Source organism: Serratia nevei (assembly GCF_024160145.1).
GTDB lineage: Bacteria > Pseudomonadota > Gammaproteobacteria > Enterobacterales > Enterobacteriaceae > Serratia > Serratia nevei_A.
This window is the reverse complement of sequence record NZ_JAMYWQ010000004.1, coordinates 1-22,563: the sequence shown is the minus strand read 5'-3', so window position 1 is coordinate 22,563 and position 22,563 is coordinate 1. Positions and strand designations below refer to the sequence as shown.

28 protein-coding genes and 1 other RNA gene are annotated in these 22,563 nt (G+C 58.7%); 23 read left to right on the top strand and 6 right to left on the bottom strand.

Annotated elements, in window-relative coordinates; genetic code table 11:
• The first annotated feature begins 10 nt into the window (after window positions 1-10).
• Entirely contained in the window at window positions 11-502 is a 492-nt protein-coding gene (locus M6G53_RS04800) for a YbaY family lipoprotein (RefSeq protein ID WP_253329391.1), read from the top strand.
• Window positions 503-566: 64 nt separating this feature from the next.
• Here the strand turns inward: M6G53_RS04800 and M6G53_RS04795 are convergent, their stop codons facing one another.
• Window positions 567-881, bottom strand: coding sequence for an MGMT family protein (locus tag M6G53_RS04795; RefSeq protein WP_253329389.1), 315 nt, complete (start codon window positions 879-881; stop codon window positions 567-569).
• A gap of 155 nt (window positions 882-1,036) precedes the next feature.
• Between M6G53_RS04795 and ffs the strand changes: the two genes are divergently transcribed.
• The 16 genes from ffs to M6G53_RS04715 all read left to right on the top strand — a co-directional run bounded on the left by ffs (window position 1,037) and on the right by M6G53_RS04715 (window position 14,160).
• Window positions 1,037-1,133, top strand: an RNA gene (gene ffs / locus M6G53_RS04790) — signal recognition particle sRNA small type.
• Window positions 1,134-1,501: 368 nt separating this feature from the next.
• Complete coding sequence (locus tag M6G53_RS04785; protein ID WP_253329387.1) at window positions 1,502-2,299, top strand: winged helix-turn-helix domain-containing protein; 798 nt, start codon at window positions 1,502-1,504, stop codon at window positions 2,297-2,299.
• Window positions 2,284-2,778, top strand: coding sequence for a FidL-like protein (locus tag M6G53_RS04780; RefSeq protein ID WP_253329385.1), 495 nt, complete (start codon window positions 2,284-2,286; stop codon window positions 2,776-2,778). The genes M6G53_RS04785 and M6G53_RS04780 overlap by 16 nt, the downstream gene beginning before the upstream one ends.
• A 400-nt stretch (window positions 2,779-3,178) precedes the next feature.
• On the top strand, window positions 3,179-3,667 hold the full coding sequence (locus M6G53_RS04775) for a winged helix-turn-helix domain-containing protein (RefSeq protein WP_253329383.1): 489 nt from the start codon (window positions 3,179-3,181) through the stop codon (window positions 3,665-3,667).
• Window positions 3,668-3,778: 111 nt separating this feature from the next.
• Window positions 3,779-4,201 carry a type II secretion system protein N gene (locus M6G53_RS04770; protein WP_253329381.1) on the top strand — a complete coding sequence of 141 codons (423 nt, stop codon included), beginning with the start codon at window positions 3,779-3,781 and terminating at the stop codon, window positions 4,199-4,201.
• 117 nt (window positions 4,202-4,318) lie between these two features.
• Window positions 4,319-6,217 carry a type II secretion system secretin GspD gene (gene gspD / locus M6G53_RS04765; RefSeq protein WP_301286128.1) on the top strand — a complete coding sequence of 633 codons (1,899 nt, stop codon included), beginning with the start codon at window positions 4,319-4,321 and terminating at the stop codon, window positions 6,215-6,217.
• Complete coding sequence (gene gspE / locus M6G53_RS04760) at window positions 6,214-7,710, top strand: type II secretion system ATPase GspE (protein WP_253329379.1); 1,497 nt, start codon at window positions 6,214-6,216, stop codon at window positions 7,708-7,710. The genes gspD and gspE overlap by 4 nt, the downstream gene beginning before the upstream one ends.
• Complete coding sequence (gene gspF / locus M6G53_RS04755; RefSeq protein ID WP_253329377.1) at window positions 7,700-8,911, top strand: type II secretion system inner membrane protein GspF; 1,212 nt, start codon at window positions 7,700-7,702, stop codon at window positions 8,909-8,911. The genes gspE and gspF overlap by 11 nt, the downstream gene beginning before the upstream one ends.
• Window positions 8,912-8,952: 41 nt before the next feature.
• A complete protein-coding gene (gene gspG, locus M6G53_RS04750; protein WP_253329623.1) occupies window positions 8,953-9,387 on the top strand; it encodes a type II secretion system major pseudopilin GspG in 435 nt (144 codons plus the stop codon).
• Window positions 9,384-9,854, top strand: coding sequence for a prepilin-type N-terminal cleavage/methylation domain-containing protein (locus M6G53_RS04745; RefSeq protein ID WP_253329375.1), 471 nt, complete (start codon window positions 9,384-9,386; stop codon window positions 9,852-9,854). Before gspG ends, M6G53_RS04745 begins: the two co-directional genes overlap by 4 nt.
• On the top strand, window positions 9,838-10,215 hold the full coding sequence (gene gspI / locus M6G53_RS04740) for a type II secretion system minor pseudopilin GspI (protein ID WP_253329374.1): 378 nt from the start codon (window positions 9,838-9,840) through the stop codon (window positions 10,213-10,215). Before M6G53_RS04745 ends, gspI begins: the two co-directional genes overlap by 17 nt.
• Entirely contained in the window at window positions 10,212-10,823 is a 612-nt protein-coding gene (gspJ, locus tag M6G53_RS04735; protein WP_253329373.1) for a type II secretion system minor pseudopilin GspJ, read from the top strand. Before gspI ends, gspJ begins: the two co-directional genes overlap by 4 nt.
• On the top strand, window positions 10,820-11,722 hold the full coding sequence (gene gspK, locus M6G53_RS04730; protein ID WP_253329372.1) for a type II secretion system minor pseudopilin GspK: 903 nt from the start codon (window positions 10,820-10,822) through the stop codon (window positions 11,720-11,722). The genes gspJ and gspK overlap by 4 nt, the downstream gene beginning before the upstream one ends.
• 3 nt (window positions 11,723-11,725) lie before the next feature.
• On the top strand, window positions 11,726-12,856 hold the full coding sequence (gene gspL, locus M6G53_RS04725; RefSeq protein WP_253329371.1) for a type II secretion system protein GspL: 1,131 nt from the start codon (window positions 11,726-11,728) through the stop codon (window positions 12,854-12,856).
• A complete protein-coding gene (locus M6G53_RS04720; RefSeq protein ID WP_253329370.1) occupies window positions 12,853-13,308 on the top strand; it encodes a type II secretion system protein M in 456 nt (151 codons plus the stop codon). Before gspL ends, M6G53_RS04720 begins: the two co-directional genes overlap by 4 nt.
• Before the next feature lie 36 nt (window positions 13,309-13,344).
• Window positions 13,345-14,160, top strand: a complete 816-nt coding sequence (locus M6G53_RS04715) for a prepilin peptidase (protein ID WP_253329369.1) — start codon at window positions 13,345-13,347, stop codon at window positions 14,158-14,160.
• Here M6G53_RS04715 and gspS read toward each other — a convergent pair.
• Window positions 14,157-14,519, bottom strand: coding sequence for a type II secretion system pilot lipoprotein GspS (gene gspS / locus M6G53_RS04710; RefSeq protein ID WP_253329368.1), 363 nt, complete (start codon window positions 14,517-14,519; stop codon window positions 14,157-14,159). The genes M6G53_RS04715 and gspS overlap by 4 nt on opposite strands.
• A 254-nt stretch (window positions 14,520-14,773) precedes the next feature.
• On the opposite strand from gspS, the gene gbpA reads away from it, so the two are divergent.
• Entirely contained in the window at window positions 14,774-16,201 is a 1,428-nt protein-coding gene (gene gbpA / locus M6G53_RS04705) for an N-acetylglucosamine-binding protein GbpA (RefSeq protein WP_253329367.1), read from the top strand.
• Window positions 16,202-16,253: 52 nt separating this feature from the next.
• Window positions 16,254-16,772, top strand: a complete 519-nt coding sequence (locus tag M6G53_RS04700; protein WP_253329366.1) for a cytochrome b — start codon at window positions 16,254-16,256, stop codon at window positions 16,770-16,772.
• A gap of 275 nt (window positions 16,773-17,047) precedes the next feature.
• Here the strand turns inward: M6G53_RS04700 and hha are convergent, their stop codons facing one another.
• The 3 genes from hha to M6G53_RS04685 form a co-directional block, all read right to left on the bottom strand.
• Window positions 17,048-17,251 (bottom strand): hemolysin expression-modulating protein Hha, encoded by a 204-nt coding sequence (gene hha / locus M6G53_RS04695; RefSeq protein WP_004940313.1) that lies wholly within the window; start codon window positions 17,249-17,251, stop codon window positions 17,048-17,050.
• Between the two features lie 49 nt (window positions 17,252-17,300).
• Complete coding sequence (gene tomB / locus M6G53_RS04690) at window positions 17,301-17,669, bottom strand: Hha toxicity modulator TomB (protein ID WP_253329365.1); 369 nt, start codon at window positions 17,667-17,669, stop codon at window positions 17,301-17,303.
• A 158-nt stretch (window positions 17,670-17,827) separates the two neighbouring features.
• Complete coding sequence (locus tag M6G53_RS04685; RefSeq protein ID WP_253329364.1) at window positions 17,828-18,181, bottom strand: hypothetical protein; 354 nt, start codon at window positions 18,179-18,181, stop codon at window positions 17,828-17,830.
• A gap of 237 nt (window positions 18,182-18,418) precedes the next feature.
• On the opposite strand from M6G53_RS04685, the gene M6G53_RS04680 reads away from it, so the two are divergent.
• From M6G53_RS04680 to M6G53_RS04665, 4 genes are read left to right on the top strand one after another with little or no spacing between them, the layout of a single operon-like run.
• Window positions 18,419-18,559 carry a hypothetical protein gene (locus M6G53_RS04680; protein ID WP_253329363.1) on the top strand — a complete coding sequence of 47 codons (141 nt, stop codon included), beginning with the start codon at window positions 18,419-18,421 and terminating at the stop codon, window positions 18,557-18,559.
• Window positions 18,556-19,269, top strand: a complete 714-nt coding sequence (locus tag M6G53_RS04675) for a metal ABC transporter ATP-binding protein (RefSeq protein ID WP_253329362.1) — start codon at window positions 18,556-18,558, stop codon at window positions 19,267-19,269. The genes M6G53_RS04680 and M6G53_RS04675 overlap by 4 nt, the downstream gene beginning before the upstream one ends.
• The gene (locus M6G53_RS04670; RefSeq protein ID WP_253329361.1) at window positions 19,266-20,123 is read left to right on the top strand and encodes a metal ABC transporter permease; all 858 of its coding nucleotides are present in this window, start codon (window positions 19,266-19,268) and stop codon (window positions 20,121-20,123) included. The genes M6G53_RS04675 and M6G53_RS04670 overlap by 4 nt, the downstream gene beginning before the upstream one ends.
• Before the next feature lie 25 nt (window positions 20,124-20,148).
• Window positions 20,149-21,027 (top strand): metal ABC transporter substrate-binding protein, encoded by an 879-nt coding sequence (locus M6G53_RS04665; protein WP_253329360.1) that lies wholly within the window; start codon window positions 20,149-20,151, stop codon window positions 21,025-21,027.
• Between the two features lie 334 nt (window positions 21,028-21,361).
• Here the strand turns inward: M6G53_RS04665 and M6G53_RS04660 are convergent, their stop codons facing one another.
• Window positions 21,362-22,366, bottom strand: a complete 1,005-nt coding sequence (locus M6G53_RS04660) for an IS110 family RNA-guided transposase (protein WP_253329359.1) — start codon at window positions 22,364-22,366, stop codon at window positions 21,362-21,364.
• Between the last annotated feature and the right edge of the window lie 197 nt (window positions 22,367-22,563).

The following is a 22,563-nucleotide window of genomic DNA, read 5'->3' as shown; positions in this document are numbered from 1 at the left end:
AGACCGATCCATGAAACTCTGGCAAATCGTAGGCGGTGCCGCGGCACTGACGATCACGCTGGCAGGATGCGCGCAAAAGAGTGCTGATGTGCCTACACAGGCGGCCGGTAACCCGGCGGCTGCGCAAACGCAGATTCAGGGCCCGGCGGTGACAGGTTCGGTTAACATCCGTCAGCGTATCGCGCTGCCGCCGGATGCCGTACTGACGGTCACCCTCTCTGACGCCTCGCTGGCGGATGCGCCGTCCAAAGTGATTGCACAGCGTGCGGTACGTACCGAAGGGCAACAGGCGCCGTTCAACTTTACGCTGCCATACAATCCGGCCGACATTCAGCCGAACGCGCGCATCATCCTGAGCGCAGCGGTGACCCTCAACGGGCGGCTGATGTTTATTACCGATACCATCCAGGAAGTGGTCAACCGCAACGGCACCCGTGCCGATCTGCTGCTGGTGCCGGTTCAGGGCGTGCCGATTCAGGCTGCACCAACCGCCATGCAGTAACCGTACTGCGGGACAGCGAAATGAAATCAACAGCCTTTGCGCTTCGGCCAAAGGCTGTTTTGTTTTACCCGCGCCAGCCATAGCGCTCGAAATCGACCGTGCTGTGCGGGCCGAAAATAATCCCCTCCGCCAGCAATGCCTGCCGTTGCCGCTGAAAATCCTCCCCCTGCTGCGAAATCTGCCCATGCCGATTGATCACCCGGTGCCACGGCAGCGCGCTGCCTTCCGGCAAACGCCGCAGCACGCCGCCGACCTGCCGTGCGGCGCGCGGTGAACCGGCCAGCCGGGCGACTTCGCCGTAGGTGGTGACTTTGCCGAACGGGATGGCGGCCACGATGTGGAATACTCGCTGGCTGAAAGAGGCGTCTTCTGGTTGCATATTGCGTTCCTGCGCGAGTCAAAACCCAGGTGGAGAGTGTGCCACAGCGCAGGTGGGTAAGAAAACAGCGGTTGGTCCCGGTTGGCTTGCTATTTGGTAGGGCATCGCCGATAATGCCCACCGCTTCGAAGTACAGAAGCCGTCAATGGGGGCCCTGTTGGTTCTCCCGCAACACTAACTTGTGAACTCGGTCAGGTCCGGAAGGAAGCAGCCGCAGCAGGTGACGTGTGTGCCGGGATGTAGCTGGCAGGGTCCCCACCCATTTGTGGCCCGCCAAACGTTTTTCCCGTTATTCTTCATATCGACACGTTGCACAAGCGTTATTTCGCACGCTGCGAGCGCGGGGCTTTTCCTCTGCGCCGTGTTAGCCATTTCCCACCCTGAGACAAAATGTATTGTCGCCAACAGATCCGATGACGGTGAAAAAAATAGCGCTTATGTCGTTATTTGTGGGACAAATATTGTCGGGAGTATGGGTAAGATTCTTAAAGTTGCACGCCTGTTGGGATGGCGTTAGTATTGTTTATTCTCTGTGCGAAAAAACTATCCGTGCTTCGCGACGGTCGTCGAACTCACTGAATAAGTTTAAATAATAACCCGTGTGCGCTGTCAGGCTGAACATGATTTATATCATTGATAAAGATATTACATTTAACACTGAAAACGGTTCATTGAAGAGTATAAAGAAGGGGCGTGAAGTTTTCTTATCTAGCGTTAATTCTAGAGTATTCAAATGTTTGCTTGAACATGGCCATGAGGCGGTGAGCCGGGAGACGCTGTTGCAGCAGGTGTGGGCCGATCACGGCTTCAGCGCCTCTTCCGCGACGTTAAATCAATATATCAGCCTCACCCGGCGGGCATTGACGTCTGTCGGTTTCAATGAGCGCCTGATCGTTACCCTGTCTAAAAAGGGGTATAGGCTTAATAGAATTATACCGATTGACCGGCTGAGGATCGATTTACCCGAGCCCCTCCAGGCTGCCGATGCGCCGGCTGGCGCGCCCACGTCGGCCGGCGCTGCAAAAAACGCTCATCACTATTTTTTTATTCTGCTGCGTAGCTTATCTATCGTCGTGCCATTATCTTTTCTGGCGCTGTGCTTTATCTATTACAAGCATCATCGCGACAGTGAGAAGAAGCAGGTATTGTCTTATATCGGCACGGTGAACGGCTGCCCGATCTACTATGCCGGCAACTTTTTGGAGAACCATCAGGACGACTATTTGCAGTTTTTGGCCAGGAAGGATCTTTATGGTCAGCGCTGCCGCCCCGGTGAGATCGTCATTACCAAGGTTAATCGTTCTCATAATGCCAATGAAGACAGCGGACGCCAGTTCATCGCTAAATGCACGAAAGACAGTGCGGCCGTTTTGCATAACTGTGAGAGCGAGTACATCCGGGCATGGAAAAAAAGTTAAATATTCTGTCGGCCTCGCTGGTCGGCCTGTGCGTGCTGAGCGGCAGCGTGGTGTATTCTCTGGTGCGCAGCCACCATGATTTCGGTGATTTTTCCTGCGAAGCGAACGCCACATTCAACTATTTCAATTCTCTGGATGCGCAGGCGGCACATGATGACATCCAACTGTCGCTAAAAATAAACTACATCTTTCTGTCCGGTGATAAAGGCGTGATGATCCTGTCGGGGATTGCCAATGACGGTGAAGACAAATACTTCGTCAATCGACGGGTCAATTTCAACTATGTCTCGCAAGGAAGCTTTTATCGTTTCCAGTACGGCGAGGTAAACTATTCGCCGCGCGATACCCTACCGGAAGAGGTGTATGCCTATTTTTTCAGCAATGAATCGACATTTTATCATATTCGTAGAGTGGACAAGAATACGTTGATGTTTAGCAATGCCTACTCGCCGATGTTTTTATGTAATATTGAATCCTGACGCTCGCCTTATTTAAAAGTGAGTCGAAGGTGTATTTCTGTTACCCATTACACCGCGTTTTCTGCATTTTTAGCACGCAACTAATAACCTGGGTTATTATGCGCCAACCCCTCAGTCGTCACTTTTAATCTAACTTAATGATGATTTAGCTATTTTATAAATCATGCTATCTATATGTTTTTAAACGATTTAATTGATTTAATGACGTGTGGGTTAGTCAGATTAATTTTATATTGTTTATTTTAAAGAAATAAGTTGCATGGATGTTTTTTGCATGATTAATTGAGCCCGCTCTTGAAACGGCGAACCATTAATTTTCGTTGAAAATACATCTCGCCGCATGTGTGCAACGGTGATGGCACCGAGAGCCTTTGGACTTCATTAAACTGATAGGCGAGAGATGGACATACATAACATTGCCCTGAACGATACTCTGTTGGAAAATGAGTCGGTGATATTGAACAACAATGAAAAGACGCTGTTGTTTAAAAAAGAGAATGTGCTTATTGAAATGACCGAATTGCAGCGGCGCTTTATGCTTTGCCTGGTGAGCGGTATCTATAAAAAGAACGATATAATTCGCGCGGTCTGGTTTTGCAATCATGAGACCATCAGCGACAATAATTATTATCAGATGATATTCCAATGCCGCTCTCTTTTATCTCGCCACGGTATTCCCGGCGAGGTGATTAAAACGATTCCCCGATTTGGCGTGATGCTGAGTTTTCACGCCTGCGAGCGTGCGACGGGTGCCCATAGGCAGGGAGAATGCCCGACGTCGCCGATCAATAAACGTTGGCGAGCTTGGTTAGACGCCGTGAATTACAAAGTGGCCCTGGTCATCACGTTGCTGTTTTCTGTCGCGATGCTGGTCGGTATTTCCGCTTAGCGTTGACACCGTTGAATAACCGGGGGGCCCGTGAGCAAACGGTTGACAGACCTTTTTATTCTACTTTTCTGCCTGGTGAATCTGGTGTTCATGCTTCATCAGGGGGGGCGAATGTTGGCTATCGATAACGCGTCCGTTGCGCAGCGCCCTGAAAACGCACGCGGGCCGGCTGGCCGTATCGCCTTTCCCCAGGAAGACGACATCGGAGAAATCAACGGCGCGCATTGGTTTGGCCGCTATCAAGCGGCGAAAAACGGTGAAAAGGCGCGCGGATATAAGGTCGGCGAGTGGGCGATCGGCGCGGAGCTGCTGGCCAACGCGCCGGAAGCTGCCGCGCTCGGCAAGATAGCCGGCCTGCTGTTCAGCGACAACGCCAAAAAAAGCCTGGTCATCGTCGAGCATGGCGGCAAGCAAACCGGTTATGGCGTTGGCGACCGTCTGGCCGGCAGCAATGCCGTTATCGTGTGGATAGTGAAAAATAAAATACTGCTCGATGAAAACGGCTATTACGCCACGCTGACGTTTAAAGAGTAGCTGGCGCGCCGTTTCGGGGCGGGGTGTTTCATAGCATAAGGCGACATTGTGATTACGCATTTTATTTATCGTTCTGGCCCAGGCCTGAGCGCCGGCTTGCGGCGCGCGTTCGCGGCGATGGCCGTCATGATCGCGTTGGGTGGCGTGGCGCAGGCGGAGCAATTCTCTGCCAATTTCAAGGGCACGGACATTCAGGAATTTATCAATACGGTCAGTAAAAACCTGGGTAAAACCATCATTATCGATCCGGCGGTGAAAGGTAAGGTCACGGTGCGCAGCTACGAACAGCTCGACGAGAAGCAATACTACCAGTTCTTTCTCAACGTGTTGGACGTCTATGGCTATACGGTTATCGGCATGCCCAACAACGTCCTGAAGGTGATCGCCGCCAAAGAGGGGAAAAGAGCCGCGCTGGCGCAAAACGGCGCCGAGGCGATCGCCGAAGGGGATGAGGTGGTGATGCGCGTGGTGCCGCTGCGCAATATCGCGGCCAAAGACGTTTCGCCGATATTGCGCCAGCTTAACGACAGCATCGGCGTGGGCAGCGTGGCGCATTACGAGCAGGGCAACGCACTGTTGATTACCGGCCGTGCCGGCGTGGTCAACGGCCTGCTCGACCTGGTCAGGGAAATGGATCAGGACGACGGCAGTCGGGTCGAGACCCTCGCGCTGAAGCATGCGGCGGCGCCGGAGATCGCGCGCATGGTGAACGAACTGTTTCGTGAAGAGGGCAAACGGCGTACGGCCGGCGCGGGCTCGCTGCGGCTGGTGGCGGACGAGCGGACCAACAGCGTGATGATCGCCGGTGACGATCGCGCCCGTGAACACGCCAGGGCACTGATTGATCAACTGGATAACAAGAGCGTCACCCAGGGCAATACCCAGGTTATTCATCTTAAATACGCCAAGGCGCAGAGCTTGGTCGAGGTGCTGACCGGCGTGAGCGCGGGCCTGCAAAACGAGAAAGAAAGCGCCACCGCCAACGTGGCGCTGCTGAAAAACGTGGTGATCAAGGCCGATGAGCAGACCAATGCGCTGATCATCACCGCCGCGCCGGACGTGATGCGCGATCTGGAGGCGGTGGTCGCCAAGCTCGACGTGCGCCGCGCTCAGGTGCTGGTCGAAGCGGTGATCGTCGAAGTGCAGGACGGGCAGGGGCTGAACATCGGCGTACAGTGGGCCAACAAATACGGTGGCGGCACGCAGTTCGCCGGTCAGACGCCCGGCATCTCGGCGGGGTTTGAAAACGGCATGAGCGACGTGTTCGGCAAGGCCAACGGCCTGATGACCGGCTTCTACAGCGGCAACTGGGGCGTATTGCTGTCCGCCATCGCCAGCAACAACCAAAACAATATCCTGGCGACGCCGAGCATCGTTACGCTGGATAACGCCGAGGCGGAGTTCAGCGTCGGGCAGGATGTGCCGATCCTCACCGGTTCGCAAACCACCAACAGCGATAACGTTTTCAATACCGTGTCGCGCAAGACGGTCGGGATCAAACTCAAGGTCAAACCGCAGATCAACCAGGGCCAGTCCGTGCTGATGCAGATCGAGCAGGAGGTCTCCAGCGTGGCCGACAGCACCGGCGCTACGCCGGATTCGCTGGGGGCGACCTTCAATATCCGCACGGTCAACAACACGGTGCTGGTGGACAGCGGCGAAACCGTGGTGGTGGGGGGACTGTTGGACAAGTCCAACTCGGAGCTGGAGAGCAGCGTGCCGATCCTCGGCAAAATCCCGCTGGTGGGGGCGCTGTTTCGCTCGACTGCCACCAAAGCGAACAAACGTAATCTGATGCTGTTTATCCGCCCGACCATCATTCGCAGCACCGAGGGGTATGCCCGCCAGAGTCAACGCAAGTTAGGCAAGTTCGACGCCGAGCAGCCGGACGATCGTGAACTGAATGACGCGCTGCGCGGCGAGATCGCCGGCGATAAGCAGGCGGCAGACAATCGGGCGTTCCTTGCCGCCGTCGCGCGCATCGAGGCGTTTTATCCGCGGGGAGCCCGCCCGTGAAGCCTCGTGCTGCGGGGCCGCTGCTGCCTTTCGCCTGGGCGCGCCAGCAGGGCGTGCTGGCCGTCGATGGGCAGAACGGCATTCAGATTTATTGCCACCCTGAAACGAGCCACGCCGCCTTGATGGAAGCGTACCGCTGCCTGCCCGGCGAGCCGACGCTGGCCCGGTTGGAAACGGAGGTCTTTGAACAGCGGCTGGTGGCGCACTACCAGCAGGAGAGCGGCCAGGCGCAGAGAATGATCGACGATCTGGGCGGCGAGCTGGATTTCTACGCGCTGGCGGAAGAGCTGCCGCAGCAGCAAGATCTGTTGGACGAACAGGACGATGCGCCGATCATCCGCCTGATCAACGCGTTACTGAGCGAGGCAATCAAAGAGCGCGCCTCCGATATCCATATCGAAACCTACGAAAGCGAGCTGGTGATCCGCTTTCGCATCGACGGCGCACTGCGGCGCATTCTGGCACCGCAGCGCAAGCTGGCGGCGCTGCTGGTGTCGCGCATCAAGGTGATGTCGAAGCTGGATATCGCCGAGAAGCGCGTGCCGCAGGATGGGCGCATGGCGCTGAAGATCGGCGGACGGGCGATCGACGTGCGGGTGTCGGTGATGCCGGCCAGCCACGGCGAGCGGGTGGTCATGCGCCTGTTGGACAAACAGGGCGTGCGGCTCGAACTGCCCAGCCTGGGCATGGCACCGGCGCACCAGCAGGCGTTGCTGCGCCTGATCCGCCAGCCGCACGGCATCATTCTGGTCACCGGGCCGACCGGCTCCGGCAAGAGCACCACGCTCTATACCTTGCTGAGCCAGATCAACGACGAACAGCGCAACATCATGACTATCGAAGATCCCGTTGAGTATGAGCTGGCCGGCATCGCGCAGACGCAGGTGAATCCCAAGGTGGACATGACCTTCGCGCGCGGGCTGCGCGCGCTGCTGCGCCAGGATCCCGATGTGGTGCTGATCGGCGAGATCCGCGACGGCGAAACGGCGCAGATCGCGGTGCAGGCCTCATTGACCGGGCATTTGGTGCTGTCGACCCTGCATACCAACACGGCGATCGGCGCCGTGACCCGGCTGCGGGACATGGGGGTCGAACCGTTCTTGCTTTCGAGTTCGCTCAGCGGCGTGTTGGCGCAGCGCCTGGTGCGCCGGCTGTGCCCGCAGTGCCGTGAGCCTTATGCGTTGCCTGACGCGCAGCGGCGCCTGCTGGGGCTGCCCCCGACGCCGGCGGTAACCTGCTGGCGCCCGCTGGGGTGCGAGGCCTGCGGCGGGCAGGGATATCACGGCCGAATCGGCTTGCACGAACTGTTAGTGCTGGATGAACCGATGCGCAGGGCGATCCACCGCGGTGACGGCGAGCTGGACATCGCGAAACTGGCCGCCGAACGCTATCTGCCGCTGCGCCAGGATGGGATCGCCAAAATGCGCGCCGGAGAGACCAGCCTGGAGGAGGTGCTGCGGGTGACGCGCGAGGGGGACGGCGATGAAATTTGATTATCGCGCCTGCGATCGCGAGGGGCGCGCCCGACGTGGCGTGTTGGAAGCGGATTCCCTGCGTCATGCCCGCGATTGCTTGCGAGAAAAGGGCTGGCAGGTGCTGGCGGTGCACGCGCGCAGGCGATCCGTTTTCGCCGCCATGCTTGGCGGCCGCGGGATGAGCGGCGTGAGCAGCGGCGATCTGGCGCTGCTGACCCGGCAGCTGGCGACGCTGCTGTCTGCCGCGCTGCCGCTGGAAGAAGCGCTGATGGCGGTGACGCGGCAAACCGAGAAGAAAGGTTTGCAGGCGGCGCTGGCTCAGGTGCGGCTGCGCATTCTGGAAGGCTTCCCGCTGGCGCAGGCGCTGGGGCAGCATCCGCGAATTTTTGACCGCCTCTACTGCGCTATGGTGGCGGCCGGTGAGATTTCCGGCCATCTGGCGCCGGTGCTGGAACGGCTGGCCGACTACGTCGAACAGCGCCAGCAGATGAAGAACAAGATTGTGCAGGCGCTGGTGTACCCGATGGTGCTGACGACGGTAGCGATCGGCGTGGTGGCGATCCTGCTGACGGCGGTGGTGCCGAAGGTGATCGAACAGTTTGTGCATATGAAGCAGACCTTGCCGCTCTCGACCCGAATGCTGCTCGGTGCCAGCGACGGGCTGCGCCAATGGGGGGCGGCGGCGCTGATGTTGGCGCTGACGGGTCTTGGCGCCTTCCGCTATCGCCTGCGGGATCCGGCGCGGCGCGTGCGCTGGCATGCGTTCATCCTACGGCTGCCGGTGGTCGGCAAGCTGTCGCTGGCGGTGAATACGGCGCGCTACGCCAAAACGCTGAGCATTTTGAACGCCAGCGCGGTGCCGTTGCTGGAGGCGATGCGCATCAGCGCCGGCGTGTTGGGCAACGACGCCGCCCGTGAACGGCTGCTGGCGGCGATGGAGCGGGTGCGGGAAGGCGAAGGATTATCGCCGTCGCTCGAGGGTACCGCGCTGTTCTCGCCGATGATGCGGCACATGATCATGTCCGGCGAGCGCAGCGGTGAGCTGGACATGATGCTCGAGCGGGCGGCGGCGATGCAGCAGGAGGCTTTCAGCCGGCAAATCACGCTGGCGTTGGGGCTGTTCGAGCCTTTATTGGTGATCGCGATGGCCGGCTCGGTGCTGTTTATCATTTTGGCCATCCTGCAGCCGATATTGCAGCTGAATAATATGGTCGGTTAATTATGCCGTTAATGGAGAGAAAAATGATTAATATCAGCAAAATGCGCAGGTCTCGACAGCGTGGATTCACGCTGCTGGAAATCATGGTGGTGATCGTCATTCTGGGACTGTTGGCCAGCCTGACCATTCCAAGCCTGATGGGAAACAAGGAGAAGGCCGATCGGCAAAAGGCCGCCAGCGATATCGTGGCGCTGGAGAACGCGCTGGATATGTACAAGCTGGATAACGGGCGTTATCCCAGCGCGGAGCAGGGCCTGGCGGCGTTGGTGACCCGGCCGGTGCTGGCGCCAATCCCGAGGAATTATCCCGAAGACGGCTATATTCGCCGGTTGCCGCAAGATCCCTGGGGGCAGGAGTACCGTCTGCGCAACCCGGGGCGCCACGGCAAACTGGACGTGTTCTCTCTGGGCCAGGACGGCGTCGCCGACACCGATGACGACATCGGCAACTGGGTGGCTGACGCTGACGCGCCATGAGGCGCATACGCGGCTTTACGCTGCTGGAGATCATGCTGGTATTGCTGCTGCTGGGCGTGACCAGCGGCCTGGTAATGTTGAGTTTTCCGGCGGATGAGAAGCCGCTGGCGCGGCAGGGCGAACGGCTGAGCCATTGGCTGTATGCCCTCGCCGAGCGGGCCGAACGCGAAGGGGTGAGTTATGGCGTGGCGTTCGCCGGCGGCGGTTGGCGCAGCGTCGTCGCCGAAGAGGCGCGGGAGGAATACGTTTTGCCGGAGGGCATCGCGCTGCGGCTGAGCGTTGAGGGGCAACCCGTCACGCTGGACGACGCTGCGGCGCAGATGCCGCAGGTTTGGTTGTATCCGGGGGGCGAAACCACCGCGTTCAGCGTGGCGTTGTCGCAGGGCAAGTGCCTGTGGCGATTGCAGGCACCCGGTTACTTCGTATTTGACACGACGGATATTCGTTGCGATGACGCGGAAAATTAAACGCCAGCGGGGCATGACGCTGCTGGAGGTGATGGTGGCCTTGATGATCTTCGCCATTGGCTGCCTGGCGCTGATCAACAGTACCGGCGGCCAGGTGCGCAGCCTGAGCGCGATCGAAGCCAAGACCGTCGCGCTGTGGGTGGCGGACAACCAGCTGACGCTGCTGCAGCTCGATCCGCATCCGCCGACGCTGGCCTGGCATTCGGGCACCGCGGTGATGGCCGGTGAAATCTGGCACTGGCGCTATCGTGGGCAGGAGACCAGCGACGCCGGAATGCGGGCGATCGCGATCGAAGTCCGGCGCGATCCGCAGGATCGCAGCGCGCTGGTGGAGATGCTGACCTACAGGGCGCTGCCATGAAACGCGGTTCGCAATGCGGTTTTACGCTGGTCGAAATGCTGCTGGCCATCGCCCTGTTCGCCATGCTGTCGCTCACGGCCCTGGCGGTCTTCAGGGGCGTGCTGAAAAACGATGACATCACCCGGCGCAAATCGACCCAGCTGACCCAGCTGCAACGGGCGCTGGCGATCGTCGAACGCGATGTCACTCATGCGCAGGCGCGGTCGCCGATTGGCGATAAGCGCTTGCCGGCGGCGCCGGAGTTCGCGGCGCTGCAGACGGCGGGTGAGGACGCGGATTTTCAGCTGCTGCTGATCCGAAACGGCTGGCCGAATCCGCAGGCCCGGCTGCCGCGCGCCACGCTGGAGCGGGTGGCGTATCGCTACCGCCAGGGGCGGCTCGAGCGTCTCAGTTACCCGAATTTAAGCAGCCCGCAGGCGGCGGCGCGCAGCGTGTTGCTGCTGCCGGAGGTGACGCGGTTCCGCCTGCGTTTTTACCAGCAGGGCGAATGGCTGACGGCCTGGCGCGCCGGCGGACTGCTGCCGCAGGCGGTGGAGATCGTCGTCGAAACCCCCGCACTGGGAGAGGTGCGGCGCATCGTCGCGTTGCCCGCCGCGAGGCCATCATGAAAAAACAACGCGGTATGGCGCTGTTGATGGTGCTGCTGATGATGTCGCTGATGGCGATCGTGGCGGTCAATATCAACGACAACTGGCAGCGGTCGTTGGCGCGCACCCAGTCTCAACAGGATCGGCTGAGGGCCAAATGGCTGCTGTTGGGTGGGGAGGTCTATGCCCTGCAGCGGTGGCAGCCGGCGGGAGAACAGCGCAAGGCGTGGGGGGCATCAGGGGCGGCGCTCAGTATGCGCACCGAAGAAGGGGAAGTGGAGATACGCCTGCGTCGGGTCGACGTCTGCTTCAACGTGAATGCCCTGATCCGCGCCGCCGGCCCGGCGGATGTTGATGACCGTGAAGGGGCTCCCCCCAATAAGGAGAGGCGGATATTCATGCTGCTACTGAACAACCTGGGGATCGCCGAGGCGCAGGCGGGCGCGATTGCCGATGCGATCGTCGCCCGGGCTTATGGCGAAGGGTATCTGATGGGGGATATCAGTGAACTGCGGGAGCTGGCCGGCATCGACCGCGAGCTTTACCTGCGCCTGGCACCGCAGCTTTGTGCGGCGCCGGATGCCGAACTGCACGTCAACCCGGATGCCGTGAGCGAGGTGCAATTGCCGCTGCTGCGGGCGATGCTGATGAACGCCCTGAGCGATGAACGGCTGCGGGCGCTGCTGGCGGCCCGTCCGCCGCAGGGGTGGCAGACGCTGACGTTTTTGTCGCAGGAAAAAGCGCTGCAGGCGCTGGGTGATGACGATCTCGGTGAACGATTGGTTTTCGACGACAGCCGCTGGATTGTACAGCTGCAGCTAACGTTGAACGACAGGCGTTATCGGCTTGTCAGCGCGTTGCAGCCGGGCTCGTCAGGGGGCATGGTCAGCGGGCGTCAATTTGATGGAGGGGAAGGGTAAACGATGGCGAACACGATCCTGCTTATCGCGCTGGGTGACGATTCGATGGCCGATGTGCGCTGGGGCCGTGTCGGCGAGACGCGTTGCCGTTTCGCCGCCCGCCTCTGTCTGGCCGAGGGAGGCGGCGAGTTGGCGGCCATGGCGCAGGGCAGCCGGGTGGTGGTGCTGGTGCCCAGCCGTCATGTGGCGCTGAGGCATACGACATTCCAGGGCAAAGCCCGGCAGGCGACGCCGCTGGCGCTGGCCTACCCCCATGAGGCCGGGTTGCTGGCCGATGCCGAGCAGATGCACTGGGCGGTGCTGCACAAGGCGCAGCGCGATTTCACCCTCGCCGGTGTCGCGCCGGCGCAGATGCAGGCGTGGGTCGATCGCCTGAGCGCCTGCGGCATTCGTGCCGATAAAATGCTGCCCGACGTGCTGGCACTGCCGCTGCCGGGCCAATGCAGCGCGCTGCATTGGCGCAACCAGTGGTTGATCCGAACGGGAAACGGGCAGGGTATGCAGCTACCCGACGCCTGGCTGGGCGGCACGTCATTGCCGACGCCGGACTGGTGTCGGCACTGCGGCGGGGAGCTTCCGGCAGGCTGGGAAGCGGCGACTCTCGACGAAGATCCGCTCTGGCGGCTGGCTGAAGAGGCCTGGAACAGCACATTCACGCTGTTGCAGGGACGTTTTAAACCGAGGGTATGTCGGCCGCGCCGGCTGCCCGATAAGGCCGCCTGTGCACTGTTGCTGCTCACCGGTTCGCTGTTGGCGGGGGGGCTGCATCACCAGTTGATGGCCCGGCAGAGCGAGAGCCAGATTGCGACGCTCTCTCGGCACCTGCTGCCGGATCAGGCCGCGCCGGCGCTTGCCGAGCAGGCGGCGAACGCGCGGGTGCGGCGTATGCAGGAGGCCCTGGATGCACCGCAGCTGTTCAGGCTGCTGCCCTACGCGGCCGGGGCGCTCGCGTTATGGGCGCCGCCGCAGCTGCAGGCGCTGGCTTTCGATGCCGCCGACGATCGTCTGGTGGTGACGGTGAACCGCAACGATGTGCCGCTGCCGGCGCCGGTTAACGACGGCGGTGTCAGCATGACGTTCAGCGAGGGGAACGCGCCCAACCTGGCGATCCTGACGGTAAGGGGGGAACGATGAAAGCGTGGTGGCGCGGGGTGCTCCGTGATAAGCCGCTACGGCGGGCGGTACTGTTAAGCCTGTTGATGCTGATGGCCTGCGGCTACTGCCTGCATCAGTTTTCACAGGCGCAGAAAAATGCCCGGCGCTTGGCGGCGCTGCAGGAGCAGGCGCACGTCCTGCGGCAACTGCAGGCGCGTTTGCCGCAGGACGCCGCCACGCGCGAGCAACTGCCGGAGCGGCTGCGGCAGAGCGCGCAGGCGTTCCGCATCCCCATTGCCGACCTGACGGAAAGTGAGGCGGATATACGGGTGAAGCTGTCGCCCGTTCCGTTTGAGCATCTGTTGTCGTGGCTGGCCACCCTGCAGCGTGAGCACGGCATCCGCGTGCTGGCACTCGCCGTGGAACGCGCGGAGACGCCGGGCGTCGTGCAGGTCAGCCTGCTGCGGGTGACGACACCGCCGTCGATGTAACCAACGCGAACCCATTATCAGAAATCAGGAAAAATTATGCTATTCGCCATCAACGCGGCGGCGGATGAACACTGGCTGTTATTTAGCGCCGTGTTGAGTCTGTGCGTCGGCAGTTTTATTAACGTGGTCGTTTATCGGCTGCCCATTATGCTTGAGCGCGAAATGGAAACGGCGCAGGCCGAGCGGTTTAATCTCTTTTGGCCGCGTTCATTCTGTCCGTCGTGCACAAAACAATTATCGGCGTTCGATAATATTCCTTTATTAAGTTGGCTGCTGCTGCGTGGCCGCTGTCGTTATTGCCGCCGTCCTATTGCCGCGCGTTATCCGCTGCTGGAATTATTTCTGATGCTGATGGGGATAACGCTGGCCTGGCGTCTTGGCATCGGGATGGACTGGTTTTTCATGCTGGCGTTGGTTGCGTTACTGCTGGCGTTGGCGGCGATCGACAGCGAGCGTCAGCTGCTGCCGGATGGCCTGACGTTGCCACTGCTGTGGGTTGGTTTACTGTGGCATTGCCTGGCGCACCCGGCTTTTTTGCCGGCGGCGGTCATCGGCGCGATGGCGGGCTATCTGACGCTGTGGCTGCTGTATTGGGGATTTCGCTTGGCGACCGGCCGCGAGGGGCTGGGATACGGCGATTTCAAACTGCTGGCGGCGCTCGGTGCCTGGGGCGGCTACGCCGCTTTGCCGTCGATCCTGCTGTTCGCCGCCACCGGCAGCCTGCTGTGGCTGTGGCTGCGCGTGTGGCGCGGCGGCGATGCGGCCCAGCCACTGCCCTTCGGGCCGGGACTGGCGACGGCGGGCGCAGGCGCGGTGGCCTGCCAGTGGCTTGCGCTGCCGATCGGGGGCTAACGCAGCTGGGCTAAAAAAGGCGCCAGCGAGCGATTGAGTCCGCTGCACTTTTCCTGCAGCGGCGTAGCGTCGGCCGCCAACTGCGCGGCGACGTTTTTACCCGCTTCAAGCAGTTGGGCGCGATTGAGCGCCGGGGGCCATCCTTTTTTCTTCGCTTCCTGCAGCGCCGCCGCCGCGAGCTGATCGCCGGCCGGAATATCGGCGCGGTTGCACCTGTCTTTGAGAAACTGACCGGCACCGACCAGCGACGACAGCTGATCGCGTTGGGTTTCGGCGTCAGGGGCCGATTTGGCGGCGTGCTGGCAGCCGGATAACAGCAGGGATACCACGATCGCTGCGGCAATATTTTTCAATGTCACGTTATTTTCTCTGTGATGTTGGCACGGTGTATTTATTTTCTTACGCGGCGCTACGGCATTTTGCGCTTGCCGGATTATTTTAAACGTTTGTCATGCCATTTAATATCATCGCGGTATTAGGTTTTATTATTTTAATGCATTCTAAGTGCCGAGCGCTCAGGGCTTCTACTTATTATTCCTCTCGCGGTATCGCCGCATCTGTTTTGAGTTTCTTCTCACTCAGTTGGAATCCAATAAATTTAACTGGAGTCGTAATGAAATTATCCAAAATTGCCCTGATGATGGCAACGCTCGCTGCCTCTTCGGCCGCTTGGTCGCACGGTTATATCGAAGTTCCCGAGAGCCGCGCCTACAAGTGCAAGCTGGGCAGCAACACCGACTGCGGCCGGGCGCAGTGGGAACCGCAGAGCATTGAGCAGTTCTCCGGCTTCCCTGGCGGCGCTACGCCGCTCGACGGCCAGCTGGCCAGCGGCGGGGTTAATGGCTTTGAACCGCTGGATCGCCAGGGCGTCAACGTCTGGGGGCTAAATACCATGAAGGCTGGCCAGCAAGATTTCACCTGGTATTTTACGGCCAAGCACGATACCCGCAACTGGCGTTATTACATCACCAAGCAAGACTGGGACGTGAACAAGCCGTTGACGCGCGACTCCTTTGAGAAAGAGCCTTTCTGCGTCATTGACGGGCATGGCCAGGCGCCACAAGACCGCGAAGTTCACTCATGCATGGTGCCTGAGAGAACCGGCTATCAGGCGATTTACGGCGTGTGGGAAATCAGTAACACAAAAAACAGTTTCTATCAGGTGGTTGACGTCAACTTCGAGGACGACGGCGTCGTATCCGAATGGCGCAAGCAGTTGCAAGGTACCCTCACCGGTAAAAACCTGCAGGTTGGCGACAAAGCGATCGCTCGCTTCTTCGACGTAAACGGCGAAGTGCTGGCGATGAAAACCGAGCTGGCGATCGACAGCGAGGCGCTGACCGACAAAAACCGCTGGAGCCACGCACTGGCCAGCAAGATCAACGCCGAACAGAAAGCGGTGCGCGCCGGGGTGAAAGACGGCAAAGGCAACGTCAACCCGGTATTCGGCAATAACGCGGTCTTTGCCAAACAGGGCAGCACGCTGAAGAGCGTGGTGATCTCCTATGAGGAAGACACGCCGGCCATCACCGAAGAGATCCGCATCGGCAATCTGTCCAGCACCAAGATCAAGGACGGTAAAGCCCAGCTGACCTTCAATGCCGAGGTCAAAGGCAAGCTGACGGTTGAAGCGCGCGTTTACGATCACGGCCAGACGGAGAAAGGCTATGTGAAAGAGACGCTGGAAGACGCCAGCCAGCCGCTGACCATCGTGCTGACCAACGTCAGCGAAGGCCACCACATGCTGAAAGTGATCGCCAGCAACGACAACGGGCAGAGCATTCAGCCTGATATCGAAAACTTCAACTTGGAAGCAGACTCCACCGGCGGTGGCGGCAATGGCGACTATAACTTCGTCTTCCCGAACGAGCTGAGTAAATACACCGCCGGCACCACAGTGCTGCAGCCGAAGGACGGCAAGGTGTATCAGTGCAAACCTTTCCCTTACAGCGGGTACTGCATGCAGTGGACCAGCAGCGCGACTCATTATGAGCCGGGCGTGGGATCCAACTGGCAGGATGCCTGGATCGTGAAAAAGTAAGCGTAAATCGGATAGCCAAGCGGCCAGCGATGGCCGCTTTTCAAGGAGTTGTATGTCACACGAACCTGCCCGTTACGATCTTTTCAGTCGGTTACTGCATTGGGGCATTGCCGCGGTCATGATCTACGTGATGATCGTTGGTTATTCGCTGCATTTTATGACGGATGCGCGCATCTTCGCTTTTTTCTCCGTGACCAATATGTCGTTGGCCTTGGTGCTGACACCGCTGATGGCGGCGCGCTTTATCTGGCGCTTTTTCCGGCCGAAGGTGCCCTATGGCGATATGTTGCAAGGGCACGAGAAGGGATTGGTGCATTTGCTGCACGAAATATTCTACCTGCTGATTTTCGTGGTGTTGCTCAGCGGATTCCTCATGCTGGAACACGGCTTCGCCGTATTCGGCGTGGTTGACTTCCCACGCCCGATCGCGAATCTTGAGGTCAACCGTTTCTTTTTTGCCGTGCACCGTTATTCATGCATCGCACTCTCGGCCATGATCGTACTGCACATAGCGGCGGTGATTAAACACCACTGCTTCGCCCGGCAGGCGATTTTGCGCCGCATGCTCTGATTTTTGCGGGGCGATCACGCCGCCCGGCGAGGCAGTGCGGCGGCGCTGGTCGTTCGGCTTTTATTGGCACATGACCGCTGCGCCGTTCAGCGTATAAACGCGGTGGCGCAAGCGTCATAACGCGTTATACCCCGGGCACGAACAGAGAATTGTTGCTGTTTATTATTAACCACAAAAACGAACGTAATTAACATTTCGTTGTCAATAGGAAAAATACGTATTCAGTGTGAACATTGAAGCCGATAAAATCATCGGCTCAACGCGTTGGGGGCTGATTATCGGACATATTTCCAAACGGAGGTGGGAATTTTGTCATACAGCTTGTTCATGGTGAGCTCCGCCAGACGGTGATCGGCGGCTGAGTAAAACAGCTCCAGTTCATCATCGGAAAGCTCGTACTTATTTTTCTCAATAACACGTTCGAGAGTATCAATCGTGGTGCATTTACGTAAACGCATCAGATAGTCGGTTTTAGTCATGGTGGCCTTTTAGTTTAATAACCATAAATAGCTCGGGAATAATTATCCCCTAAGTTTTCATTGTCGTACAGATGTCCTCTCCTGAGAACATTCTGAATAATCTCGCCTTGGTTTTTTGCCAGCGGCGCAGGTCGGAATCATTGATACCGTAGCTGCTGAACAGCGTATAGGTATCGTCGAGATATTCTTCGACTAACTCCGACAGGTCGGATTCGTCCATGTATTTAATTTTATAACTCATCACAAACGAAGCGATATGTTCGATCAACTCATTAAGCTGCAGGTTGACGGCGGAGGTCGGATCGTTAACCCACCCGTGGTGGCTGTCCCCCAGGGTTGCGATACCTTCATCATACAAATTTTCGCACAAGAATTTGAGCTGAGCAATGTCGTGTCGCTTAGGCGAATACTCATCCATATCATCCCCTCCGTAAGTCTTAATTGCGGTGTGATAACACTAAGTGAGTAAGCTGATTTACATCATGAACGGAGGCAGCTTAACGGTGGTTAAATAAACTTCCCGTAAAATGAATATAAATCATTTTTTCGCGTTTGGCCTGCAGTTATTACGTAAACTTACAATTCATCCGCAGTTGATGGACGTGAGTTATCAATGATGTCGAAGATTAAACCCTGCGCCGTCACTCGAAAGCGGACGCTGTCGTTGAGGGTATCTTCGCTGTTGATATCCAGGCAGGCATTAAAAATGCCCCACTTATAGCGATAACGCATTGAATAACCGCCGTCACTTTGCGGCACTATATCAAGTATTTCTAATGAATCTTCAGCGTAACGTGCGCTCTCGGAATAAAAGCTGAGTCCGCTGGTCAGCGCCGGCACTAACTCGGCAATATTGTCATTAATCACTTTCTTTAATTTTTTAACAGAAAGTGCGTTGACTTCCAGGTCACAGGCAAGGGTAACAAGCATTCATCTCGGCCAACAACAATGTTCTCCGCTTATCTTACTCCTTTTCCGCTCTCGTCGGTAAGATTTTCGATTTACCGCTGTTTTTTACCTTAAGCCAACATTTCCGCCTAACGGGGGAAGCCTGTGTGTCGAGGGGCTGTTACGTTCCGTTGCATTAATTGGTACGGCAGAGCTTGAGGCGAGGTTATGAGTGTGATGTTATATTGTAACTATTAATCCGCTACGTTGGTCACGACATTGACTCCCTCTTCGCTACATGACGCTGCGTCGTCGCTGAACTCGTTGTTTACCACCTCCGCCGCCGTGCGCTGTGCGGGTGCCGTTGTGCTGCTGGCGCTGCTGTGGCTTGGCATCTTTTGGGCGGTGCTGCTGCCATGATCACGTTACGCCAACTGGCGATAGGCTATGGCACCACGCCGCTTTTCCCGCCGCTGAGCGGGCAGTTTACCGCCGGATCGTTAACCGCAGTGGTGGGCGTCAACGGGGCAGGGAAGTCGACGCTGCTGAAAACCCTCGCCGGTTTGTTGTCGCCGCTGGGCGGTAGCCTGAATTTTAGCGGTGGAAGGCCGCCGCGCAGGGCTTATTTGCCGCAGCAGGCGGAGCTGGATCGGCAGTTCCCGATCGCCGTGAGCGATCTGGTGGCGATGGGCTGTTGGCCGCGAAGCGGCATGTTCGGCGGCATGAACAAGCGTGCGGCGAGCCAGGTCAATGAGGCGTTGGCGAGCGTCGGCATGAGCGCGCTGGCGCGCAGCCCGGTAGGTGAGCTGTCCGGCGGCCAACTGCAGCGGGTGCTGTTTGCGCGCCTGCTGGTTCAACAGGCACCGCTGATCCTGCTGGATGAGCCCTTCACCGGCATCGACAGCGCCACCACACAGATCCTGCTGCAGGCGATTGCGCAACTGCATTGGCAGGGGAGGACGGTGATCGCCGTCCTGCACGATATGTCGATGGTCGCCGAGCATTTTCCACAGGCGCTGTTGCTGACCCCGCAGGCGTGTCACTGGGGCGCAGCCGAGCGGGTGCTGGAACAGATGCCGAGGTATCACGCCGCCGAACGGCAGCCGGATCTGCGGGCGGTGGCGCCATGATGCTGTGGCATGGGCTTATCGATCCTTTCCTCTCTTTCGGTTTTATGCGCCGGGCGCTGATGGCATGCCTGGCGCTGTCTCTCAGCGCTGCCCCATTGGGCGTGTTTTTGCTGCTGCGCCGCATGAGTCTGGTGGGGGATGCGTTGTCCCACGCGGTGTTGCCCGGCGCGGCGATCGGCTACCTGATCTCCGGCATGTCGTTGGTGGCGATGGGCGTGGGCGGCTTTATCGCCGGTCTGGCGGTGGCGATGCTGTCCGGCCTGGTGAGCCGCCGCACGCCGCTGAAAGAAGATGCCAGCTTCGCCGGGTTCTATCTGGGGTCGCTGGCGCTGGGGGTCACGCTGGTCTCGCTGCGCGGTTCCAGCGTGGATCTGCTGCACGTGCTGTTCGGTTCGATTCTGGCGGTGGATGCACAGGCGATGCTGATGGTCGGTGCGATCGCCTCGGTTTCGCTGCTGGCGCTGGCGGCGCTGTACCGCGCGCTGGTGATCGAATCGTTTGACGTCACATTCCTGCGCGTCAATGCGCCGCGCCGGTTGGCGTTGATCCACGGCCTGTTTTTGGCGCTGGTGGTGGTCAATCTGGTGGCGGGATTCCAGATCCTCGGCACCCTGATGTCGGTGGGGCTGATGATGTTGCCCGCCGCCAGCGCGCGCTTCTGGGCGCGCAATCTGCCGCAGACCCTGGCGGTGGCGATGGGCATCGGCGCGCTTTCCAGCCTGATTGGCCTGGTGTGGTCCTATTACGCTTCGCTGCCCGCCGGCCCGGCGATCGTGCTCAGCGCCAGCGTCATCTTTTTCGTCTCGATCCTGTTTGGAACGCGCGGCGGTATTTACGCCTTCGCGCGCCGTTGAGAAGTGCCATTTGCAAGGAGAAAGTATGAAACGTTTACCTATATCGCTGGCGGTTGCTGCTCTGCTGGCCAGCCCATGGGCGATGGCGAAGACCGTCGACGCCGTCGCCAGCTTTTCCATTCTGGGCGATATCGTCAAGCAGGTGGGGGGCGAGCACGTCAAGGTCAGCACGCTGGTGGGGCCGGACGGCGATCCGCATAGCTTCGAGCCTTCGCCGCAGGACGGCAAAAAGCTGGCTCAGGCCGACGTGGTGTTCGTCAGCGGCCTGGGGCTGGAAGGGTGGATTGATCGCCTGGTCGGCGCTTCGGGTTATAAAGGGCAGGTGATCACCGCTTCACAGGGCATCAGCACCCGCCAGATGGAAGAGGACGGTAAACCGATTACCGATCCCCACGCCTGGAACAGCATGAAAAACGGCGTGCAGTACGCCACCAACGTGATGAACGCCCTGATCGCCGCCGATCCCGAGGATGCCAACTATTTCCGCCAGCGCGGGGCCGAATACATTCAGCAACTGCAAAAGCTGGATCTGTGGGCCAAAACCCGGTTCGCCGCCGTGCCGCCACAGAAACGTAAGGTGCTGACCAGCCACGATGCGTTTGGCTACTTTGGGCAAGAGTATGGCGTTACCTTCCTCGCGCCGGTCGGATTTTCCACCGAGGCGGAAGCCAGCGCCAGCGATGTGGCGAGCCTGATCAAGCAGATCAAACAAGAGAAGGTTAACGCTTACTTTATCGAAAATCAGACCGATCCGCGGCTGGTGAAACAGATTGCCGCCGCCACCGGCGCCAGAGCGGGGGGGGAGCTGTATCCTGAGGCGCTCTCCCGTGCGGGCGGCCCGGCGGCCACCTATGAGCAGGCGTTCAAACACAATGTCGACGCGCTGCTGAGCAGCATGAAGTAACCTTCTGTCCTCCGCCCGCCGGCGGGGGACGGCTTGCAGATACTTTCTCGCCATAAAAAAATCTATGGTCACCCCCGTTTTTGCAACACCGATTTTGATTTATGATGGGCTTGCTTAAATCTATACGGCGTCTGATGGGTAACACTGCGTTACCCGCGCCACGATGAAGTCCGCACCTGCTGAACCTGAAAAGGTTCTCGGCTTCAAAGAGCCATTTTTTATGTCAGGTTCATCAGCAGGTCGCTGTGCCGTTCATGTCATCATAATCAGTCGTCGCAAAACCAGATCGTAACTGGGTATCCAAAGCGCTGACAGCTCTAACTGCCAGCGCTTTTTATTGGCTAAACACGGTCCGATTCGCCGTGATCGCCCAAGCTATCCTGGCCAGTTTATTGGCCAGTCCACAGGCCACCACGTTCGAGTGATGCCGCGTCAACTGAACCTTCACCCACTCAGCCAGACGCCCTGGGTTATGTTCCATCTGCTGCATAAAGGACCGGGCACATTGCACCAGCAGACGCCGCAAATTTTTATCTCCCCGCTTGCTGATGCCCATCAACGTGTTTTTCCCGCCGGTGCTGTATTGCCGCGGCACCAGCCCCGTCGAGGCCGCGAAGTCCCGGCTGCCGGCATAGTTTTTCCCATCGCCCAACTTCGTGGCTAACAGGCTGGCGGTTATCATGCCGACGCCGGGAATGCTCAGCAGGCGCTGCGCGGTGTCGTCATTCGCCATATGCGTTTTTAACTCTTGTTCGAGTCCCTCAATCTGTTCGCTGAGATAGACGTAATGTTGACGGAGCTGCAGCAGCAGCCGGGTTAAATACGGCGGCAACGGATGCTCTTCAAGCACGGCGGCCAGGCGTCGGATAACGGCTATACCACGTGGCATACTGATACCAAACTCCAGCAGAAAGGCGTGCATCTGGTTGGTGGTTTTGACCCGCTCCCTGACGAGCGCATCCCGGACACGATGCAGCGCCGCCATTGCCTGCTGGTCTTCGGTTCTCGGCGTCACGAAGCGCATGGAAGGGCGTGAGGCGGCTTCGCAGATGGCTTCAGCGTCAATGAAGTCGTTTTTGTTGCTTTTGACGAATGGCCGAACAAACTGGGGTGAGATGAGCTTGACCTGATGGCCGAGCTGCGAGATATGGCGCGCCATGAAGTGAGCGCCGGCGCAGGACTCCATGACAACGGTAGCCGCGCTGCAGGTGGAAAGAAAAGCGGTGAGCTGAGTACGGGAAAACTTCTTGCGCAACAAGGCATGCCCGTTTTTATCCTGAGCGTGGACATGAAAAGTATGCTTGCCGAGGTCGATGCCGATGAGCGTGATATTTTGCATGATGATCCCCTCCGGAAAGAAAAACACCCTGCCAGCGTACCGCTCACAGGGTGGGGGTGACCATCTCATTAGGTTCATCGCGTCTTAGCGTGAACCAATAGAAAACGGCAGTCAGAACGTTTAGGTTTGTATTCGCCAAAACACACCCTAAACCTTCAAAACTGCCGTCACTATGAATGCTAACCTTTGCTCCCTGT